The 20381-nt window shown below is 64.3% G+C and carries 18 protein-coding genes; 7 read left to right on the top strand and 11 right to left on the bottom strand.

Annotated elements, in window-relative coordinates; translation table 11 throughout:
* Positions 1 to 17: 17 nt before the first annotated feature.
* From VT84_RS15105 to VT84_RS15085, 5 genes are all read right to left on the bottom strand, one after another.
* Positions 18 to 335, bottom strand: a complete 318-nt coding sequence (locus VT84_RS15105) for a hypothetical protein (protein WP_082840130.1) — start codon at positions 333 to 335, stop codon at positions 18 to 20.
* Between the two features lie 9 nt (positions 336 to 344).
* Complete coding sequence (locus VT84_RS15100; protein ID WP_082840129.1) at positions 345 to 848, bottom strand: NADH-quinone oxidoreductase subunit C; 504 nt, start codon at positions 846 to 848, stop codon at positions 345 to 347.
* 85 nt (positions 849 to 933) lie between these two features.
* Positions 934 to 1539: an NADH-quinone oxidoreductase subunit B gene (locus VT84_RS15095; RefSeq protein ID WP_052557660.1), complete on the bottom strand. Its 606-nt coding sequence runs from the start codon at positions 1537 to 1539 to the stop codon at positions 934 to 936.
* Positions 1530 to 1970: an NADH-quinone oxidoreductase subunit A gene (locus VT84_RS15090; RefSeq protein ID WP_082840128.1), complete on the bottom strand. Its 441-nt coding sequence runs from the start codon at positions 1968 to 1970 to the stop codon at positions 1530 to 1532. The genes VT84_RS15095 and VT84_RS15090 overlap by 10 nt, the downstream gene beginning before the upstream one ends.
* 210 nt (positions 1971 to 2180) lie before the next feature.
* Entirely contained in the window at positions 2181 to 4142 is a 1962-nt protein-coding gene (locus VT84_RS15085) for a PAS domain S-box protein (RefSeq protein WP_082840127.1), read from the bottom strand.
* Between the two features lie 187 nt (positions 4143 to 4329).
* Between VT84_RS15085 and VT84_RS15080 the strand changes: the two genes are divergently transcribed.
* From VT84_RS15080 to VT84_RS15050, 7 genes are all read left to right on the top strand, one after another.
* A complete protein-coding gene (locus VT84_RS15080; RefSeq protein ID WP_052557664.1) occupies positions 4330 to 4923 on the top strand; it encodes a GNAT family N-acetyltransferase in 594 nt (197 codons plus the stop codon).
* 602 nt (positions 4924 to 5525) lie between these two features.
* Positions 5526 to 6602 carry a kinase gene (locus VT84_RS15075; protein ID WP_082840125.1) on the top strand — a complete coding sequence of 359 codons (1077 nt, stop codon included), beginning with the start codon at positions 5526 to 5528 and terminating at the stop codon, positions 6600 to 6602.
* Positions 6599 to 7579, top strand: coding sequence for a GDP-L-fucose synthase family protein (locus tag VT84_RS15070; RefSeq protein WP_082840124.1), 981 nt, complete (start codon positions 6599 to 6601; stop codon positions 7577 to 7579). The genes VT84_RS15075 and VT84_RS15070 overlap by 4 nt, the downstream gene beginning before the upstream one ends.
* A 77-nt stretch (positions 7580 to 7656) precedes the next feature.
* Positions 7657 to 8622 (top strand): thiamine pyrophosphate-dependent dehydrogenase E1 component subunit alpha, encoded by a 966-nt coding sequence (locus VT84_RS15065; RefSeq protein WP_052557670.1) that lies wholly within the window; start codon positions 7657 to 7659, stop codon positions 8620 to 8622.
* The gene (locus VT84_RS15060) at positions 8597 to 9703 is read left to right on the top strand and encodes an alpha-ketoacid dehydrogenase subunit beta (RefSeq protein ID WP_052557673.1); all 1107 of its coding nucleotides are present in this window, start codon (positions 8597 to 8599) and stop codon (positions 9701 to 9703) included. Before VT84_RS15065 ends, VT84_RS15060 begins: the two co-directional genes overlap by 26 nt.
* A 211-nt stretch (positions 9704 to 9914) precedes the next feature.
* Entirely contained in the window at positions 9915 to 11126 is a 1212-nt protein-coding gene (locus VT84_RS15055; protein WP_204249761.1) for a DegT/DnrJ/EryC1/StrS family aminotransferase, read from the top strand.
* Between the two features lie 23 nt (positions 11127 to 11149).
* Positions 11150 to 12745, top strand: coding sequence for a B12-binding domain-containing radical SAM protein (locus tag VT84_RS15050; protein ID WP_082840123.1), 1596 nt, complete (start codon positions 11150 to 11152; stop codon positions 12743 to 12745).
* A gap of 197 nt (positions 12746 to 12942) precedes the next feature.
* Here VT84_RS15050 and VT84_RS15045 read toward each other — a convergent pair whose 3' ends face one another.
* The 6 genes from VT84_RS15045 to VT84_RS15020 form a co-directional block, all read right to left on the bottom strand.
* Positions 12943 to 14472, bottom strand: coding sequence for a glycosyltransferase family 2 protein (locus tag VT84_RS15045; protein ID WP_052557675.1), 1530 nt, complete (start codon positions 14470 to 14472; stop codon positions 12943 to 12945).
* A complete protein-coding gene (locus VT84_RS15040; protein WP_204249760.1) occupies positions 14403 to 15557 on the bottom strand; it encodes a UDP-galactopyranose mutase in 1155 nt (384 codons plus the stop codon). Before VT84_RS15040 ends, VT84_RS15045 begins: the two co-directional genes overlap by 70 nt.
* Before the next feature lie 13 nt (positions 15558 to 15570).
* Positions 15571 to 16983 (bottom strand): glycosyltransferase, encoded by a 1413-nt coding sequence (locus VT84_RS15035; RefSeq protein WP_162271714.1) that lies wholly within the window; start codon positions 16981 to 16983, stop codon positions 15571 to 15573.
* A 61-nt stretch (positions 16984 to 17044) separates the two neighbouring features.
* On the bottom strand, positions 17045 to 17986 hold the full coding sequence (locus VT84_RS15030; protein ID WP_082840121.1) for a glycosyltransferase family 2 protein: 942 nt from the start codon (positions 17984 to 17986) through the stop codon (positions 17045 to 17047).
* Positions 17987 to 18010: 24 nt separating this feature from the next.
* The gene (locus tag VT84_RS15025; RefSeq protein WP_082840120.1) at positions 18011 to 18982 is read right to left on the bottom strand and encodes a glycosyltransferase family 2 protein; all 972 of its coding nucleotides are present in this window, start codon (positions 18980 to 18982) and stop codon (positions 18011 to 18013) included.
* Between the two features lie 13 nt (positions 18983 to 18995).
* On the bottom strand, positions 18996 to 19940 hold the full coding sequence (locus VT84_RS15020; RefSeq protein ID WP_082840119.1) for an NAD-dependent epimerase/dehydratase family protein: 945 nt from the start codon (positions 19938 to 19940) through the stop codon (positions 18996 to 18998).
* Between the last annotated feature and the right edge of the window lie 441 nt (positions 19941 to 20381).

The following is a 20381-nucleotide window of genomic DNA, read 5'->3' as shown; positions in this document are numbered from 1 at the left end:
GAGCGACCAGTGGCCGGCTAGAATCCCACCTTCAAGTACGCGTACAACCCCAGTCCGGCGGCGATGCCGAACCCGAGGAGGGCGCCGCCGAGGGTCGTCCACTTCGGGTTCTGACTGTCGTATACCGCCCGCCCGTTGCCGGTTTCGGTCGGGATCATCATCCGCCGGGCGGGCAGCACCGCCAACCCGAGCGATGATGGAAGCACCCCCACACCGATCGCGAGCAACCCCGGGTACACCACCCCCTCAGTGCGGAGCGAGTGCGCGTTGTACAGGAGGATTGCGGCGCCCAGAGCGACACCGACCACACCACCCGCCTTCGGACTGAGCGCCATCGCCACCTCTCAGCTATCCGCTCGGGTCACGGTCGGGAAGTTGTGCCGCTCGCCGTGCCCGCGGAGCGGGTAATCCTTGCGGAGCGGGTACGCGGTGTACTCCGACGGCATCAGAATCCGGCGCAGGTCCGGGTGGCCCGGGAACCGCACGCCGTACATGTCGTAGACCTCGCGCTCCATCCAGTCGGCGCCGCGCCACAACTCCACGACCGACGGTAGTTCCGGGTCCGGGTCATTCGCGAACGCCTTTACGAACAGGCGCTCACCGGTCTGGGTGTTAGTCAGGCCGTACACCACGCAGAAGCGGTCGGCCGCGCCCTGGTAGCCCAGGTAGTCGATCCCACCGAGTTCCGCGAGGAAATCAAAACCCAACTCGTCCTTCAAGCACTTCAGCAGCGGGAACAGCACCGTGGGCGCCTTTTCCGCACTCACCAGCACGCGCCGATTGTCCCGGAACGAGGACGTGGTGAACGCCCCCGGAAACTTCGCGATGAGTGTGTCGAGGACCGGCATAAGGAATCTCTTGCCTGGGCCGCGGCCACGAGGACCGCTCATCACACAAGGGCAGTTACTCCAGGAATCACCCGGAGCGCAGAACTCATTTCGCCAGCGGGAGCGAGCGCAGCCGGGTGGCGGTGTTGTAATCACCCGGGGCGACAATGGCTTCGTCCGCTCCGAGTTCGCGGGCCAGCGCGGTCGGGCCTTCGTAGGCGGTGCGCGACGCGAACTCGCGTGCGTCGATGGTTCCGGTGCGCTGGATCTTCTCTTGTAGGTCGATGATCGAGCGGATCAACTGCTCGGGCCGCGGCGGGCACCCCGGAACGTACACGTCCACGGGAATGAACCGGTCGATCCCCTGAACCACCGCGTAGGTGTCGAACACGCCGCCGCTGGAGGCGCACGCGCCCATGCTGATGCACCACTTCGGCTCCGGCATTTGCAGCCAGATGCGCTGCATCACCGGCACCATCTTCATCGCCACGCGGCCCGCGACGATCATCACGTCGCACTGGCGCGGGCTGAACCGCATGGCTTCGGAGCCGAACCGGGCGATGTCGTAACGACTGCTCGCGGTGGCCATCAGCTCGATCCCGCAGCACGCGGTCGCGAACGGCATGGGCCACAGGCTGTGCTTGCGGGCCATGTTCGCGAGGTAGTCGAGCGGGGCGATCATGAAGTCCGGCAGCAGGTTCGTTAGCGCCACTGGAACACCCCCTTCTTCCACGCATAGACGTAGGCGATCACGAACGTGACCAAGAACACCATGATTTCGAGGAACACCACGGTGCCGAACACGGTCCGCCACGTCTGGTCGCCGCCCTCGCCGTAGGCAATCACCGCCCACGGATAGAGGAACAGCAGTTCCACGTCGAACACGAGGAACAGGATCGCGATCAGGTAGAACTTGATGTCGAACTGCATCCGCGCCGAACCGATCGGGTCCATGCCCGATTCGTAGGGCATCTGCTTGATCTTCGTCGGCTTGCGCGGCTTGAACGGGAACAGGTGAGTCCCGGCGATCGCGCCGACCGCGAACAGCACGCACACCACCGCGTAAATCAGGATCGGGTAATACGCGGTGAGGTCGAACGCCGGTTCGATGCCGCCGGGGGTTTGAACGGGGGTGACTGACATGCCTTCCCCTGTCGTGCGAGCAACTATGGCTTCTTTGTGAAGGATTTCACAAGGGTGGCCAAAAAACAACCTCGACGGGTCGGTCGAGGCGTGCATTTCGTTCCTTGTGATAGTACGGAGACGGGTTGCGCCGTCAAGAAAGGCGCGCGGTTGGGTGCCCGCGTTGGGCGTTCGTCGGCGACAAACTCACCCGAACCGCACCGCGAGGATCTACGGCAGCGTTCGCGTGCTCTCTGCGAGAGGCAGCTTTACAGTGAACGTGCTCCCGTGCCCGAGTCCGGGGCTTTCGGCCGAAATAGCGCCGCCGTGCATCTCGACCAGGCGCTTGACCAGCGCAAGCCCAATACCAAGTCCGCCCTGAGCGCGATCGAGCGTTTTACCGACCTGCGTGAACATCTCGAACACTTTGGGCAGCATGTCGGCCTCCAGCCCCACGCCTGAGTCCGAAATTCGGATAACGGCCGTCCCCTCCTCCCGCTCGACCGCCAACGCGACGCGCCCACCGGAGGGCGTGTACTTGGCCGCGTTGTTCAGCAGATTTGACACGATCTGCGTGATCCGCACCGCGTCGGCGTGAAGAACAAGCGGTTCGCTCGGGATGGTTACGCTGATTTGGTGGCCGGCTGCTTCCAGCAGCGGCGCACTGGCATCCAGGGCGTTCTCGACCACCATCCGGACGGTAACGCGGTCCTTGCGGAGTTCGAGTTTCCCACGACTCACGCGCGAAATGTCCATCAGGTCGTCGATGAGTCGAATCAGGTGCGCGAGCTGCCGGTCCATCCGCGTGCGAGCTTTCTCGGCCGCGGGACCACCGGCCGGGTACATTTTCAGAAGCTCCAGCCCGTTGCTTATCGGAGCGAGCGGGTTCCGCAGTTCGTGGGCCAGGATCGCCAGGAACTCGTCCTTGCGCCGGCTCTCTTCCGCGAGAGCGGCTTCTGCTCGCTTTCGGGCTGTGATGTCTTCGATAATGGCGCACGCCCGGATCGGCGCACCGGCCGGGGTCCGCACGACGGTCGCCGTCACTCGAACCCAAATGGTAGCCCCGTCCTTGCGCACGTACCGCTTTTCGACCGCGTACTGCGGTACGATCCCGCGCATCAGTGCCCCGAAACGCTCGTCACTTGCATCTCGCTCGTCCGGATGGGTCAAGTCCCGAATTGTCAGCTTGAGAAGCTCGTCGGTTGTGTACCCCATGAGCGCACAAAACGCCGGGTTCACACGCACCAGTTGACCGGTGGTCGGGTCGGCGTGCCCCTTCCCCACCCCGGCCCGCTCGAAATTCGTGCGAAACTCCTCCTCGCTCGCACGCAGCGCCTCCTCGGACCGCTTCGCCTCCGTCACATCGAGAAAGGCTCCCAAACACCGGACCGCCTTTCGTGCGAAACCGGCGCCCGTGAAGAACGTTTGCCCCCGAACCCGGAGCCAGCGTTCCTCGCCGTTGGGTCGGAGAATCCGGTGCTCAAGCTCGAAATTTCCCGACCCAGTCGGCTCGAACGCGGCCAACACCCGGCTCATCACCCCGTCCCGGTCGTCCGGGTGGAAGCGCTCCTGAACTCGGGCGAACGTGGTTTGCGTGCTCGCGAACCCGAGCAGCACGCGCCCGGGTTCGTTCATCACCACGACATCAGTCAGGAGATCGATGTCGAACGTGCCCATTCGGGCAATGTCCACGGCCAGTTTGAGCCGTTCCTCGCTCTCCTGGACAGCTACTGCCGCCCGCTCGCGCTCGGCCGCTTTCAGTGCCTCGGTCTTCTGGTACAGTTCGACGAAAACAGCGACCTTCGCTCGAAGAATCATCGGGACGAGCGGTTTAGTCAGGTAGTCGACGGCGCCGAGTGCGTAGGCTTCGGTGGCCGAAAACCCGTCTCCGTCCGCGGCTGTGAGGAAGATGATGGGTGTGGATCGGGAACGGGAGCGTGTGCGGATGAGCTGAGCGGCCTCGAAACCGCTCAGCCCCGGCATCCGCAGGTCCATGATGATGACCGCGAAGTCCGTTTCCAGAACCCGACGCAGGGCTTCGTCCCCGGACCCGGCTCGGATCACGTTCTGACCCAAGTCCGCGAGCACCGCTTCGAGCGCAAGCAAGTTCGCTGGTTCGTCGTCGACGACCAGAATATCTACCCGCCCCACTTCACGCGACAACTGCCAACCCTCTTTGGTGTTAGCGAGCATTTTGAAGAATTATCACCGGTGAGTCGAGGGGGCATTAGCCGCTCTGTCGGAATTCGTACCCAATCAATTTGAGGGGCCGGACGTATTCGGGATGCCGGGAATTTCTGCATATCCCAAAAGACGAGAACGCGATCATATTTTGGTAGATCTTTTCCGATTTAAACACGGTCTGGCGAGGAACGCAAAAATGGACGACACGCAGACACTCCGGTTGCCCGTCACCGTTGGTGAACTGCTACTCCGACAGATCGGGCCGAGGGACTTCAACGACCTGCGATCGTATTGGTCCGACCCCGAGGTCATGAAGTACTGCTGGGGGCCGCTGACCGACGACCAAATCTCGGGCACGATTCGCGAACAAGCGGAAGATGGTGTTGGCGGACCGGGCACATCCCTGTACCTCGCCGTTGTCCTCGATCGGATGCTAATTGGGGACTGTCAACTGGCCATTAGCCCGGATGGTCGGCAGGGCACAGTCGGGTTCATGTTCAACCCACGTTTCACGGGGCGCGGGCTCGCAACCCGTGCCGTTGTTGCTACGCTCGGTGTCGGGTTTGTTCAGCTCGAACTACACCGAATCGACGCGGCCGTCGACGTCCGGAACGAGCGCTCGTGGAAGTTGCTAGATCGCATCGGGATGCGACGGGAGGGGCACCTCATCCACGGCAGTTACTCAAATGGCGAGTGGGTGGACGATTATATGTACGCCATACTGGATTCAGAATGGCACGACAAACACCCGCATGTCGCGACTGCCGTGGGATTCAAGAACCGCGGCTAAATCGCGACGCGCGCCGAAACCGCCTTTCGGGATCTGTGCAATACACTTCCGCGATGCTTTGTGGGCGCGGAAGAACTGTCACATGATCGATCGTCAATCCGTCGGAAGTCGGTACACAAAACTGCTGCCCATTTTGCTCGGGTCCGTGGCGACAGTCGGTGTTGCTTTGACAACAGCCGCAGTCATACGCGCGCACATAAACGCAACTATCATAGCGGTCGCTACATTTGTAGATCGGGCTGTGCCCGACGCTTGATCCGCGCCGCGCTCCTATTGGATTCAACACCGTCGGGCACAGCCCGACCTACTGGTTCGTCTATCGCTCGATGTCGGGTATTTTCGGGCCAAAAAGCCTGCGATTCTTAGTCAAAAAACCCGACAGTAAGCGATAGGCAGACCACTACTCGCGATCTCAGCACCGGCGGATCAATAGTCTGCCCGCCGGAGCACCCGCCACACCTCACAAAAAATCGCGCCGGCGCCCTGGGGTTGACATTGTCACTCCGAGTATGGGAACCTGTGCCCGTTAGCTCCAAAATTCGCGCTGACGAGAACGGCTCTTGGGACCGAGGGCCGCGCATTTACCGCGCAAGGATCATGGAATGATCATCTGCCGGACGCCATACCGCATTTCCTTTTTTGGCGGCGGGACCGACTACCCGAGTTGGTACCGTCAACACGGCGGTACCGTCCTCGCTACCGGGATCGACAAATACTGTTACCTCACCTGTCGCCACCTGCCGCCGTTCTTCGAGCACCGCATCCGGATCGTCTACCGGCAAATCGAAACGTGCTCCGCGGTGGACGAGATCGGCCACCCGGTGGTCCGCGAAGCGCTCAAGTTCCTTGAAATCGATCGCGGCGTCGAGATCCACCACGACGGCGACCTGCCCGCGCGCAGCGGAATGGGATCGAGTTCCGCGTTCACGGTGGGCCTGCTCCACGCGCTCCATGCGCTCCGCGGCGAGATGCCGACCAAGCACCAGCTCACCAAGGAAGCGATCCACCTGGAACAAAACGTGCTGGGCGAAACGGTCGGGTCGCAGGATCAGACGATCGCCGCCTACGGCGGGTTGCGGCACATCCGGTTCCAGACCGACGGCGAAATCGAGGTTTCGCCGGTGGTGCTCCCGGCCGGGCGCATCGCGGAACTGAAGTCGAACCTGATGCTCGTCTATACCGGTATCGCCCGTACCGCGGCCGACGTCGCCCGGAGCTACGTTCCGGGGCTGGAGAGCCGCCGGCGCCAGTTGCGGATCATGAAGGAGATGGTGGACGAGGCCATCGAGATCCTGACCGGTGGGGTGAATCTCATTGCGTTCGGTGAACTGCTGCACGAGGCATGGCTCGCCAAGCGCAGCCTGAGTGCGGAAGTCTCGAACGCCGAAGTGGACGGACTGTACTCCGCGGCGCTCGACGCGGGTGCCATCGGCGGGAAGCTCACAGGCGCCGGCGGCGGCGGGTTCCTGCTGTTGTTTGTGCCGCCGGAGCGCCAAGCCGATGTCCTCGAAGCGCTGAACGGCTGCGTTCATGTGCCGTTCGAGTTCGAGTCGGCCGGCAGCCAGATCATCTTCTACGAACCGGGTACCGACTACGAAGCGGCCGACCGCGCACGCGGCCAGCGCCGGCGCACGTTCAAGGAACTGACCCGCCCCGCACTCAGCGCGGAGGCACAATGAACCACGACGTTCGTATTTTCGTCGCCGGGGGCGACACGCTCTACGGCCACGCGCTGATCGATCTGCTGCGTGCGGAGGGTTTCACGAATCTGGTCGGCGCCGGGACGGACGAACCGAACCCGACGCGGCCCGCGGCCGTTGAATCGTTCTTCGCCGCCACGAAGCCGGAAGTGGTGCTCCTCTGTGCCGGCAAGTCCGGCGGGATCGGGCTGAACCGCTCGCGCCCCGTCGAACTGATGCGCGACAACCTGCTCGCGACCACGACCGTCCTCGACGCCGCGCACCGGTACGGCGTGACGAAACTCCTGTACCTCGCGAGTTCGTGTGCGTACCCGAAACACGCACCGCAACCGCTCGCGGTGGAATCGCTCGGCACGGGACCGATGGAGCCAACGAGCGAAGCCTACTCGACCGCCAAGTTCGCCGGCTGGAAGTTGTGCGAGGCGTACCGTCGAGAGTACGGGTGCCGGTTCATCACCGGGTTCCCCGCGAACGCCTTTGGGCCGAACGACGATTTCAGCGCGGACGGCGGGCACGTCATCCCGGCCCTCATTCGCCGGGCACACGACGCGAAAAAGCAAAGCGCGCCGGAACTCGTGGTGTGGGGGAGTGGAACCCCGCGCCGGGAGTTCGTGTACTCGCGCGATCTCGCCCGGGCGTGCCTCTTCGTCGCAGAGCACTACGAGAGCGAGGAGCCGATCAACCTCGGCGGCGGCACGGACGTGAGCATCGCGGACGTGGCCCGAGCGGTCGCGGACGTGGTCGGGTTCCGCGGGCAGCTCCGGTTCGACGCGACGCAGCCGGACGGCGCCCCGCTCAAGGCACTGAACTCGGCTCCGCTCCTGGAAATGGGCTGGCGACCGGAAACAGAGTTCCGCGCCGCGCTCGCTGAAACCTACTCCTGGTTCTTGCGTCACCACACCACGGAAATCAGTTCCAAGTTCCACGTTTCAAGCTCCGTGTCGAGAGGGCGCTGAGAACGTCTACTTGGGCCGTAATTGGTCGACTTGAAACTTGGAACACGAGATTTGGAACTCACGAGAGGGCACCGGACATGCACGCCAGGCTATTTCGATCGCTGTACCGCATTCGCCGGGTCGAGGAGGAAGTCGCGCGCGTCTACGCGACGGACAAGATCAAAAGCCCGGTCCACCTCTCCATCGGTCAGGAAGCCGTTTCGGTCGGCGTGTGCGACGCCCTCCGCGCGGACGACGTGGTGTTCGGCACCTACCGCGGACACGCGCTGTACCTCGCCAAAGGCGGGGACATGAACGCGATGGTCGCGGAACTGTATGGCAAGGTGACCGGCTGCACCCGCGGTAAGGGCGGGTCGATGCACCTGATCGACACCGAGTGCGGGGTGATGGGCACGTCCGCGGTGGTCGGCACAACGATCGCGAACGCCGCCGGGTACGCCTACTCGCTGAAGCTCCGCCGGTCGGACGCGGTCGTGGTGTGCTTCTTCGGCGACGGCGCCACGGAAGAGGGCGTGTTCGCGGAAACGCTGAATTTCGCCGTTCTAAAGCGCCTGCCGCTCCTGTTCGTGTGCGAAAACAACGGCTACGCGATTCACACGTCCCAGGCCAAGCGTCAGGGGCTGCCTGACATCTGCGCTCGGGCACGGGCTTACGGCATGCCGGCCGAACGGCTCGACGGTAACGATGTGCTGACACTTCGCGACAAAGCCGAAAGTGCCATCGCCAAACTGCGAGCTGGCGAAGGGCCGCAATTCATCGAAGCCACGACGTACCGGTGGCGCGAGCACGTCGGCCCGGGCGCGGACTACCACCTCGGATACCGTGCCAAGAGCGAATGCGCGCCGTGGGAAGAGAATGATGCGGTCCGCGTGCTGGCCGAACAGATCCCGACTGAACAGCGCGCCGTGATCGAGGCCGCGGTGGAGCGCGAGATCACCACGGCGTTTGAATTCGCGGAAACCAGCCCGTTCCCGCACCCGTCCGAACTCATGACCGACATCTTCACGGAGGACGCCAATGATTTCGCCGCTTGCCAAAGCTAAATCGCCCCAGGCTCTCCGCGAGAGCATCAAGACGACCGAGCGCACGCGGACGTTCGTAGAAGCCGTCCGCGAGGCGACCGACGAGGAAATGGGCCTAGACCCGAACGTCGTGCTGTTCGGCCTGGACGTGGACGACCCGAAGGCCATTCAGGGGACGACCCAGGGGCTCGTGGAGAAGTACGGCGCGGAGCGCGTCTTCGGCACGCCGCTCTCGGAAGACGCGATGACCGGCGCCGCGATCGGGATGGCCTTGGCCGGGCTGCGCCCGATCCACGTCCACATCCGCATGGACTTCCTGCTGCTCGCGGTGAACCAGCTCCTCAACGTGGCCGCGAAGAGCCGGTACACCTACGGCGGGCGCGTGAACGTGCCGCTCGTGGTCCGAGCGATGATCGGCAAGAGTTGGGGCCAGGGCGCGCAGCACTCGCAGGGGCTGCACAGCTTCTTCATGCACGTCCCGGGGATCAAGGTCGTGGCGCCGTCCACCCCCTACGACGCGAAGGGCTGCCTCACGGCCGCGATCCGCGACGACGACCCCGTGCTGTACGTCGAGCACCGGCTGCTGCACTTCCAAAAGGGGCCGGTGCCGACCGAGCCGTACACCGTTGAACCGGGCAAAGCCCGTATCGCGGTGGCCGGCGACGATGTGACGATCGTTGGCATCTCCTACATGCAGGTCGAAGCTCTGCGTGCGGCGAAGTACCTGGAAGACGTGGGTATTCGGGCCGAAGTCATCGACCCGATCTGGCTGAACCCGCTGGACACCGACACCATTGCGGAATCGGTGCGCCGCACGGGGCGGCTCATTGTTGTGGACACCGGGTGGACGAACTGCGGAGCGGCCGCAGAAATTGTCAGCCGCGTGGCCGAACGGTTGCAAGGCGAGCGCGCTTTCCGTTTCAAGCGTATGGGGTTCGCTCCGACGACGTGCCCGACGACGCCGGGACTCGAAGACCTGTTCTACCCGAACGCGCGGACCGTCGCCGCCGCCGCCCGCGATCTGGTCGAGGGCCGTGCGTGCAACTGGCTCCCGACCGAGCGCGCGGACCTGCGGAGCATCGAGTTCAAGGGGCCGTTCTAACCGGCCCGTCGTAGCGCTCTGACGAGCCGCGACCGCAAGGGAGCGGGATGCGCCACCGCTCCCTTGCGGTCGCGGCTCGTCAGAGCGCTGATGACCTCCCCCACTCCCTTGCGGTCGCGGCTCACTGCGAGAAACAAAACAATCTCCGGCACGGGCAAGAAGGTCCGTGCCACATGCAGCCGAATATAGTCGAACATCACGGAGGATCAACGTGCCGACGACCAAGTCCGCCACCGCTCCGGCCAAACTGAACTGGCCGTTGATGAAGAACAACATCGCCCGCGAAGACCTGAACGCGGTCATCGACCTGCTCCAGCAGGACGACCCGATCCTCACGCAATCGAAGAACGTGCGGGCCTTCGAGGAAGAATGGTCCCAGTGGCTGGGAGTGAAGCACAGCGTCTTCGTGAACTCCGGCTCGTCGGCGAACCTGGTGACGATCGCGGCCCTGAAGGAGCTGCACCCCGAGGGGGGCGAGGTGATCGTCCCCGCGATCACCTGGGTGTCGGACATCGCGGCCGTGTTGCACTGCGGGTTCACGCCGGTGTTCGCGGACATTGACCCGCGCACCCTGAGCATGGACCCGGACCAGATCCTCGCGAAGATCACCTCGCGCACGCGGGCCGTGTTCCTCACGCACGTGCTCGGGTACAACGCGCTGACGCGGCCCCTGCTGAACGAACTTGAGGCACGCGGTGTTCCGCTCATCGAGGACGTGTGCGAGTCGCATGGGGCGACGTTCGAGGACCAGAAGCTCGGCAGTTTCGGGTGGGCGTCCAACTTCTCCTTCTACTATGCCCACCACCTCAGCACCATCGAAGGCGGGATGGTCTGCACGAACGACGAGAACCTGTACGAAGCGATTCGGATGTTCCGGGCGCACGGAATGGTCCGCGAGATGAGCAGCGACAACAAGAAGCGCGACTTCGCCGAGAAATTCCCGGACCTGAACCCGGACTTCATCTTCGCATTTCCTGCGTACAACGTGCGCAGCACCGAGATCAACGCCGTGATCGGCCGCTCGCAGTTGCGCCGGCTCGACGACAACAACCAGCGCCGCACCGCGAACTTCATGCTGTTCCTGCGGAACCTCGATCCCACGCTGTACCGCACCGATTTCCGCACCGAGGGGAGCAGCAACTACGCCTTCACGCTCGTTCTCAAGGAACCCGATCCCGCTCTGAGCGACCGCGTGACGACCGCGCTCCGCGCGGCGGGCGTGGAGTTCCGGCGCGGAACGGCCGGGGGCGGCAACCAGCTCCGGCAGCCGTACCTGCGCCGGCTCCTGGGCGATGATGCATGGAAGCAGTGCCCCAAGGCCGACCACGTTCACTTCTACGGCTTCTACATCGGCAACTACCCGACCCTGGAAGCGGACCGCATTCTCCAGCTCTGCGACCTGCTGAACGGCCTCGGGCGCTGAACACCCTCAAACGCGGAACCACCATGACGGCGAACCGACTCGACCTCGTTCTGATCAACCCGAGCAGCCGGACGCAGGTGTACCAGTCGCTCGGCACCGACCTCGCGGCCGTGGAGAACCCGGTGTGGGCCGGGTTGATGGCGACGTTCTGCCGCCAGCGCGGGCTGTCGGTCGAAATCATCGACGCGGAAGCCGAGTGCCTGTCCGCGTCGGAAGTCGCGGACCGCGTCGCGTACCTCAAACCGGTACTCGCGGCGGTCGTGGCCTACGGGCACCAGCCGTCCGCTTCCACACAGATCATGACCGCGGTGGGGCGCGCCTGCTCCGCGGTGAAGGTGACCGCGCCGGACCAGCCGGTGCTGTTGCTGGGCGGGCACGTTGCGGCCCTGCCCGAGCGGACGCTCCGCGAGGAGGAAGCCGACTTCGTCGCGGCCGGCGAGGGGCTTCACACGCTCGTGAGCCTCGTAGACGCGCTGAAATCGCCCGCGCCCGATCTGAGCGCGGTGCCGGGCCTTTGGTACCGCGACAACGGCCGCCCGCGGAGCGGCCCGCAAGCCCCACTCCTCACGCGGCTCGACGCCGAAATGCCGGGCGTCGCGTGGGATCTGCTCCCGATGAGCCGCTACCGCGCACACAACTGGCACTGCCTCGGCGGGCACGAGCGCCAGCCCTACGCGGCGATCTACACCACTCTGGGCTGCCCCTACCAGTGCTCGTTCTGCTGCATCCAGGCGCCGTTCAAGAACGGTGAGGTGGGCGAGCCGGGCGAAAAGCAGCCGCCCAACAGCTACCGCTTCTGGAGCGTCGATCACGTTCTGGCGCAGATCGACACGCTGGTCGAGAAGCACGGTGTGCGGAACATCAAGATCGCCGACGAAATGTTCGTGCTGAACAAGCGGCACGTCGTCGGCATCTGCGACGGGATCATCGCCCGCGGGTACGACTTGAACATCTGGGCGTACACCCGCGTGGACACGATCAAGGACGGGATGCTCGACAAGCTGAAGGCGGCCGGGTTCAACTGGCTGGCGGTCGGCATCGAGGCCGGTGCGGACCGCGTGCGCACCGACGTGGACAAGGCGTTTTCGCAGGAGCAGGTGTACGGCATCGTGCGCCAGATCCAGTCGGCCGGGATCAGCGTGATCGGGAACTACATCTTCGGCTTGCCGGAAGACGACCACGCGACCATGCGGGCGACGCTCGATCTCGCGCTCGATCTGAAGTGCGAGTTTGCCAACTTCTACTCGGCGATGGCGTACCCGGGTTCCCCGCTGTACGCGCTCGCACTGCGGCGCGGGGTGCCGCTGCCGCAACGGTGGACCGGCTACTCGCAGCACTCGCGCGACTGCCTGCCACTCCCGACGCGGTACCTACCCGCGCGCGAGGTGCTCAAGTTCCGCGACGCGGCGTTCTTGAAGCACTACACGGACCCGGGGTACTTGCAGTTGATCGAGAGCCGGTTCGGTACGAAGTCGGTGGAAGATATTCGCCGCATGACGGCCCACCGACTCGAACGCGACCTGCTCACCGGCGCGCTCGACGTTCCGCCAACGCTCCTCCCCGCAGACAACGCGGTCAGCGCCCCCGCACCCGAAGTGCTCCAGCTCACCCGGCGCTAGGCTCGCTCGGACCGGCATTGGGCGAACGGCCGGTGTAGCCGACCGGTAAAGAACCGACCACCCGCTCGTTGTCACTCGCGGTTCGCCAAGAGACGCAGGCAAACCGCGAGTGACAACGAGCGGGTGGTGCTTTCGGATCTTGATCCGGTTGATCCTGTCAAAAGCTCTTCGTGGCTCTCACGACCGTCGGTCTGAACTCATCTCCGACCGATTCGGCGCACCCACTTCAGCGGCGTACCCAGCACCGAGTACGCACGATCGGCGAACTTATGGCGACGCGGAGGCTGCGCGTTCTGCATGTACTCAAGCTGTTGGTGGAACCCGAGGAGTGCCGTCCACAGCGTGAGCGCATCGGCAGGAGGAAGTGTGCCCGGGTTCGCGAACTGACGCAGCACCCGCTGGTGGTTCGCGAACCAGTTCGTACTGCGTGAGAACCCGCCCGGGCGGTAGCGGTAGTAGAACAGGTGCTCCGGCACGACGCCGATCTTGTGCCCCGCGTGGACCAGCTTCACGAACGCTTCCCAGTCCTCGCACGACGTTCCACGATCAGTTTCATACCCGCCCACGGCCCTCAACGCGGCCGTGCGGAAGATCGCGTTCGCGTCGCCGTACACGTTGCGGATACCGGCCAGAGCATGCGGCCCGCCCACCGGTCGGTGCGCGTAAAGGTAACGTTCGGGGTGCAGGTTGGGTGCGTCGACATCGAACGCGAGGAAGTAACACGTCATGGCCGACAGACCGGGGTTGCGCTGCATCCCAGTGACGAACCGCGCAATCATGTCTGGTCGTGCGAGATTGTCTGCGTCGACGGGCACAAAGAATTCGCCGGTGGCGAGTTCGAGGCACCGGTTCCGAGTTGCTCCGATGCCCGCATTCTCTTGACGCAGGAACCGGTACGCCGGGTACCGCGCTCGCATCGACTCGAACACTTCGACCGATGCTGCGTCCGTCGAGCCGTCGTCGATAGCGATGACTTCGATGTTCGGGTACGTTTGAGCCGCGAGCGTGGCGAGCGTGTCCGGAAAGTAGCGGCCGAGGTTGTGGTGTGCGATCGCGATCGTCACGAGCGGCGAGCTACTCACGTTGGGATTTGCGACCTCGAGCGACCGGCTGTACTCGACCGCGGAAGTCACGGCGTCAGGTCGAATCATCCACCCGTTCCGTCGCACAAACGCTGTCAGTGCGTCGTCCGGTACGCACTGAATATCCGCCCCCTCGAAGGCGAATCGTTCGAGGTAATCGCCTTCCACCGCAGCAAAATCCGAAGGCCAGCGCTGGCGGCTTTCGCGATCGCGCTGCGTGTTCCCGTCGAGCCGCACGGCCAGCGTCACATCGGTGAGTGCCAGCCCCGCGCGCTTCGCCTGAACCGCTCGCGCGCCCAATCCACCGCGAGCGCTGAACTCGATGACGCCGAAGCGATGTTCACGGTGCAATCCTTCGACCGCGTGGCGTACCAGCTCCGAGCGTTCCGCGGGTCCGTCACCGTGAAGTTCATGCACGCGGAAATCAGCCGGCGGCTCGATCGCAGTGAGATCAGTGCAACCGATGCCAGCCGCGCGCAGGCGCGCTGCAACACCAGTTTCGGTTCCCGCACACACGAGGACGTGAACGGTCCAACCGTTTTGAAGCAAGTCGCGCAAAGCCGGGGCGTCGGTACTCAGGCCGCTCGGGTCGTCGACGACGAGGCAGGCGCGCCCGCGAACCGGCGGCGAATCGTTTGGAAACACGCGAGAGCCTCCTGAATCACCTCATCGGTGTTGAAGTACCGGTACTGCGCGAGCCGCCCGCAGAAGTACACGCTATTCTGCGCCGTTTCCGCTTCCGCCAGTTCGCGGTACCGTGCGTACAGGGCCGCACTCTCGCGGCGCGGAACGGGGTAGAACGGCTCGCCCGTCGATGCGGACGTTTCGTAGCTCACTACTGTTTCGGGGTGTCGCTGACCGGTGACGTGCTTGATTTCGACCGACCGCGTGTACGGGAATTCGTTCGGATAATTGATCTGCACACAGGGCTGGCGCCACTCGGTGGCGTGCGGCACGAACTCGAACCGGAGCGAGCGGTACGGCAACTTGCCGAGTCGGTTCCCGAAGTATTCGTCGACGGGACCGCAATACACGGTCGCGCACCGCGGGCGGATCAAGTCACGCACTTCGATGAAATCGCAGTTCAACAGCGTGCGGATCTTTCGGTGCCGGAGCATCCGCGCGAACAGTGCGGTGAACCCGCCCTTTGGCATCATCTGGAACCGGTGCCCGACGTACCGGGCGTCACGGTCCAGGCGCACCGGAACGCGCCCGCACACTTGCGGGTCGAGGTCGCGCGGGTGAACGCCCCACTGTTTCAGCGTGTAGTTCAAGTAGAACGCTTCGTACAACTCGCGCCCGACGCGACTCAGTACGAATTCTTCGGAGTTCGCCGGGTTCGCGATCGGCACGCGGCGCTCAGCCAGGAGTCGCTCCGCGGCTTCCGCATCAAGCGGCCGACCGAAGAACTGCTCCAGCGTGGTGAGGTTGATCGGAAACGGAAAGAGGTCCCCGCGAACGTGTGACCGCACCTCGTAATTCGCGGGGATGAATTCTGTGAACCGGGACAGGTAGCGGAGCAGGTCTTCGTCGTTTGTGCGGAAGTAGTGCGGGCCGTAGTTGTGAACGAGAACCCCGTTGGACGCCGGTGAATCGTGGCAGTTTCCCGCAATGTGCGCGCGCCGATCCACGACGAGCACCTTCCAGCCGAGCACCGTGGCCGCGCGCTCCGCGATCACGCACCCGACCGGCCCCGCCCCGCACACCAGAAGGTCCACATCATCGAGCACGGCGGTCCCTCGTTCACCCGCGGGCCTTATCGAAGGCGTTCTTGAGAGCGGCGTTCCACTGATCGGGAGTAAACCGCGTTTGCACGTCCGCGCGGGCCGCGTGCCCGAGCCGCTGGCGCACCGCGCGCTGCTCGATCAACAGCGACACCGATTCGATCAATCCGTCGACCACCTTCTTGTCCGCGGTATACATCGGGCCGTAGTTCTCGCGGAGCACGCCGGCCTCGTGGTCGGCCCACGACACCTTCCCGTACCGACCGGGGACGATCAGCCCCGTGCGCCCGTGCTCAACGTACTCGTCCATTCCCCACCCGTCGGAAACCACCACCGCCTGCCCGTAGGACATGGCTTGGAGAACCGACACGATGTGGATGCGCGCGGCCGGGAGCAAATAGATGTGCGATTCGCGCTGAAGCTCTGCCATTCGCTCGGCGGGGAGGAAGCGGTCGATCACTCGAACCCAACCCGACTCCAGGATGCGGTAGTAACGCTCATCGAGGCGCGGAAGACCAGAACGGATCGTGAGCCGGAGTTGCGGATACCGCTCGCGCAGCACGTCGAACGCTTCCAGCACATCCAGCCCGCCGCGAAGAAAGAAGCTGTCGCGGTTCTGGTGCCAGGAGTTGGTGAACAGCAGGTTCACCGTGCCGTCTTCGTCGTCGTGCGTTTGCCACTCGCCCGGCAGTTGGACGCCGAGCGGGGCATACGTCACCTTCCGGGCGATCGTTTCGCTCCGGAACAGCGCGGGAATCATTTCCGCTGTGGACCGCATGTGCGTCACGATCCCGCGACAATACTCGGCTTCGAGTAGCGCTTTGACGGCGCCGAAGTACGGCGACCGCTGGACGTCCAGCCCGGCCGTCTGGCCGTTCTGAATGAACGGGTAGAACAGCGTGGTTGCGTCCTCGATTTCGATCACCCACGGGTTCTGACCGTAGGTGAACGGTACGCTCGTCAGAAAGGCGAGTTCCGCCCGGCGCGGAGCCAGGACCTGTGACTGGAAGTTCCGGGAGTGCGCGAACCGCACCGCCGGCACCACGCGACCCGTTTGGCGAATCAGCGAGAGTACCAATCGCACGAACCCGAACAGCGTGATGAGGCAGCGAACCGCTCCGAACTGGAACGCCGTCTGTGCGAACATGGTCGCGGACGTGCCGAGCGCCGAGAACGCCCGTGCGATTCGCTGAACGCGAGTGAGCGGTAGTGTCTCGTCGTCGGTAGCAGCGCGCCCGGAATGAACGAACCTATAACCCGCGGGCGGAGCGTCCGTGTGTCTGAAGAGGGGGTGCGTTCCGCAATTCCCGAACCGCTTGAAGACCGGCAACCACCCGAGGAATTCGACCGGTGTGGCGGCGCGTGTCGCACGGACGGGGTCGGCCGTTTCTTCCCGTGGCGGGGGCACGGACTTGTGCGAGGTGGCGCTCACGGAGTTCCTTCTCCCGCGCGGGGTGCCCATCACGATGAGTGAATCACTCGGGACGGAGAGCCTAGCCCGGTTGTTCGCGTGGTGTCAAGATCGGCCGGCCGGGGAGCCGCTTCCGGAGTGCCTGAACAATTCCCCGCGCGTTCTTATGTCGGGCGCGTCCGAGAGCAGCTAAAGCGTTTCGCACAGCTTCCCAGGATGCCTTCCACCAAGGGGTTCGCACGACGAGTTGCCGGCCGGGGGTGCGAATATCGAACGACGACGTCACCGCATCGAGTTTCGCCCAGCGCCCTCGTTCGCTCTCGGGATCACTTCGCGCTTCAATCGCCGCACACACACGAAGCGCGAGTTCCTTACGCTTCGGAAGCAGTGCATCGAACCGCGGCGCATCGACTGCCAGAATCGCCGGATCGGACATGTACACCAAACCGGCTTCGGGGTGATGAACCGCGTTGTCGTGCTCGAACACGACGTCCGGCAAATACACGACGCGCTGTTCGCCGAGCGCAGCCAACAGATTGAACACGTCCTCAATGTGGTCGTCGATCCGGTAGCGCGCGTACTCGGGCGGGCAAATCCCCCCTACCAACTCACAGAACGCGCGCGAGGTGAGTGGAAACGTGCAGAGGTGGTCGCGCATCAGCGTGTCGTTGACGTGGACCAGCACGAACGGATCGGGGAACCGGCGAAAGCAGTTCAACGCGATCGCGTCCCATCCGGGGGTTCGCACGATCACGTCGTCGTTGAGCAGCATCACGTAGGCGCCGGTGGTCGCGTCGAACCCGGCGCTGTTCAGCGCACCCATCGTCAAGCCCGGTGGCACAACGACGGGACGCACGCTCAGTTTGGGGTGGCCGACGAGGCTCGCCGGGTCGTCCGCGTCCACCACGAGCACAACTTCGATCCGCTCCGGGTGGTGCGCGGTCCGGGCCACGCTATCGAGGAACCGGCGGAGCTTTTCGACGCGCCCGCGAGTCGGGACGATGAGTGAGAAACTCGGTCGCATGCGGTTCCCGTTCCAGCAATTTCGTCAGGCCATCGTCGGGTCGACGGTGAACCCGCGGCTCAGCCCCTCGTAGTGGAACATCCGCACGTGTGGTGTCACAATGATTGATCGACCCTTCGCGCGAATCCGGCGGCACAGATCCGCGTCGTTGAGTGAGAGCGGGAGGTTCTCGTCGAACCCGCCCACGTCCTCGAACACGTCTCGGCGCACGAGCATGCAGGCGGCCGTCACCGCGGGAACGGTCCGCACGATCCGCAGTTCACCGTCCGCACCGGGCTCATCTTCCGGTTGGCCGCGGTAGGGGTGAACCCAGGTACCGTCGCTGCGCGGGAACAAACCCGCGTGCTGAATGGTGCGGTCCGGGTACAGCAGCGTCGCGCCCACAGCGCCCACAGCGGGATCGGCCGCCAACAGCAGCAGGCGCTCGATCCAGTCGCGCGTGAGCACCTCGGTGTCGTTGTTGAGGAACAGGAGGTGGTCGCCAGTCGCCCGCGCGACACCCGCGTTACACAGGAGCGAGAAGTTGAACGGCCCGGGGCAGCTCACGAGGCGCACGTTCTGGCGCGCCCCGATGCTGGCCAGCAAGCGCCCGGTCCGCGGGCTCTCGCTCCCGTTATCGACGAGCACGATCTCGATGTTGCGGAACGTGCTCCGGCGCAGGCTCCGCAAGCAGTTCCGCAGCAGTTCGGCGCGATCGCGGAACGGGATGATGATACTCACCCGAGCGTTCGGTAGCGTCGTTTCCGGGCCGAGGTACGGTTCGGCCTTCTCGGTGATGAACTTCGGAACGATCGCGGGGTGCGGGATGAACCGCCGCAGTTGCACGCGGAGCCACTCCGCGGCCTTCGCGAACTTGGACCCCTGCAGCCCGTTCAGGTCGTTCTGAAGGAGTTCCGCGCGCTGCCACTCGTCGTGGTACCGCTTGTTCAGCAGGTGGATCAGCCCGGCATACGGGTTCCGCCGCCGGCGCCGCCGACGGGATACGCGGTCGTGCATCGGTCGTGCTCCTTCACCCGGCGTTCTGGTACGGCCCCCGGCCCATCATCCGGTAGCCCTTAATCAGTTCGCGAATGCCGTCTTCCAGCGAGCGATTGGCCTCGAACCCGGCCTCCTTGAGCCGCGCGCTCGACACGATGTAGTTGCGCTTGTCCGGGTCTTCGCCGATCGCCGCGAAGTGGATGTAAAACTTCGGCACCTGCTTCTTCACGGCGAGCGCGAGTTGCTCTTTCGAGAGGTTCGCGGAGTCCAGCCCGAGGTTGTACGGGCGCCCGGACATTTGCGGGCCGTTCACCAGTGCGTGCAGGAAGCAATCGGCCACGTCCCGGACGTGAACGAAGTTGCGTTTGAAGTCCTTCTCGAAGAGGACGATGTAGCCGTCCTTGATGGCCGAATACACGAAGTGGTTGACGAGCAGGTCGAGCCGCATGCGCGGCGACAGCCCGAAAACGGTCGCGAGCCGGAACGTCACGGCATTCGGGCTGTCGAGCAGCGTGCGTTCGGCCTCGCACTTCGTCCGGCCGTACAGCGAGATCGGTTCGAGCGGCGTGTCTTCGGTGCAGAGCGCGGACCCGGTGGTGGCACCGTACCCGCTGTTCGTGTTGGGGAACACGACGAGCTGGTTCGGGCTGCGGAGGCGGTTCAGGAGCCGCACCGACTCCAGGTTCACGGACTTGGCCAGCGCCGGGTCGCGGTCGCACGCCGAAGCGCCCACGATCCCCGCCAAGTGAACGATCGCGTCCGCGCCTTTGATGGCGTTGCGCATCACGTTTTCGTCGCGGACGTCGCCCTTGATGAAATCGAACGCGGGGTTAGCGCAGAGGTGAAACAACCCCTGCCCCGCTCCGTACATGAGGTTATCGAGGGCGGTCACCTCGTACCCGGCCGCGAGGAAGTGTTCGCACGCGACACTGCCGAGGTAGCCGAGTCCGCCGGTTACGAGAACGCGCTGCGGCACGATGCAGTCTCCTGAAGTTCCGCGGAACAAAAGAGTTCCAGACGAACGTCTCGCGCCGCGAACCAGTTCGTCCGCCGTTCCCCCGTTGGCGGTTGTGTCGCGACCCGAGTGTTGGGTGGGAAGTGTAATGGGCCGAATTGTTATGAATCAAGCCCACTCGGTTCCGGGGCATGTCTCAGCTTGGTTTTTCTCGACGGGGTTCGGACGACTGCCAACTCAGGCTGAAACGACATCTCACCGCTTGCGGGTACGCGGCCATGCGATGTGTTGCAACAGAACGTTGGTCACAATCCAGAGTAGCACGGGAGTGAGTACGACGGCGTAACACCAGAACTGGAGTTCAGACTCCGCACGCTCCCAATCCTGCATTGCGTCGAAGCCGAAGAGTGGCATGGTGATCCTCGCGCGACCAGCGCGACGAGACGCGAAGAAAATTCAAAC

Origin of the sequence: Gemmata sp. SH-PL17, from assembly GCF_001610855.1 — a bacterium.
GTDB lineage: Bacteria > Planctomycetota > Planctomycetia > Gemmatales > Gemmataceae > Gemmata > Gemmata massiliana.
Note: the sequence above shows the minus strand (reverse complement) of the source record. Positions and strands in the feature narration are given on the sequence as shown.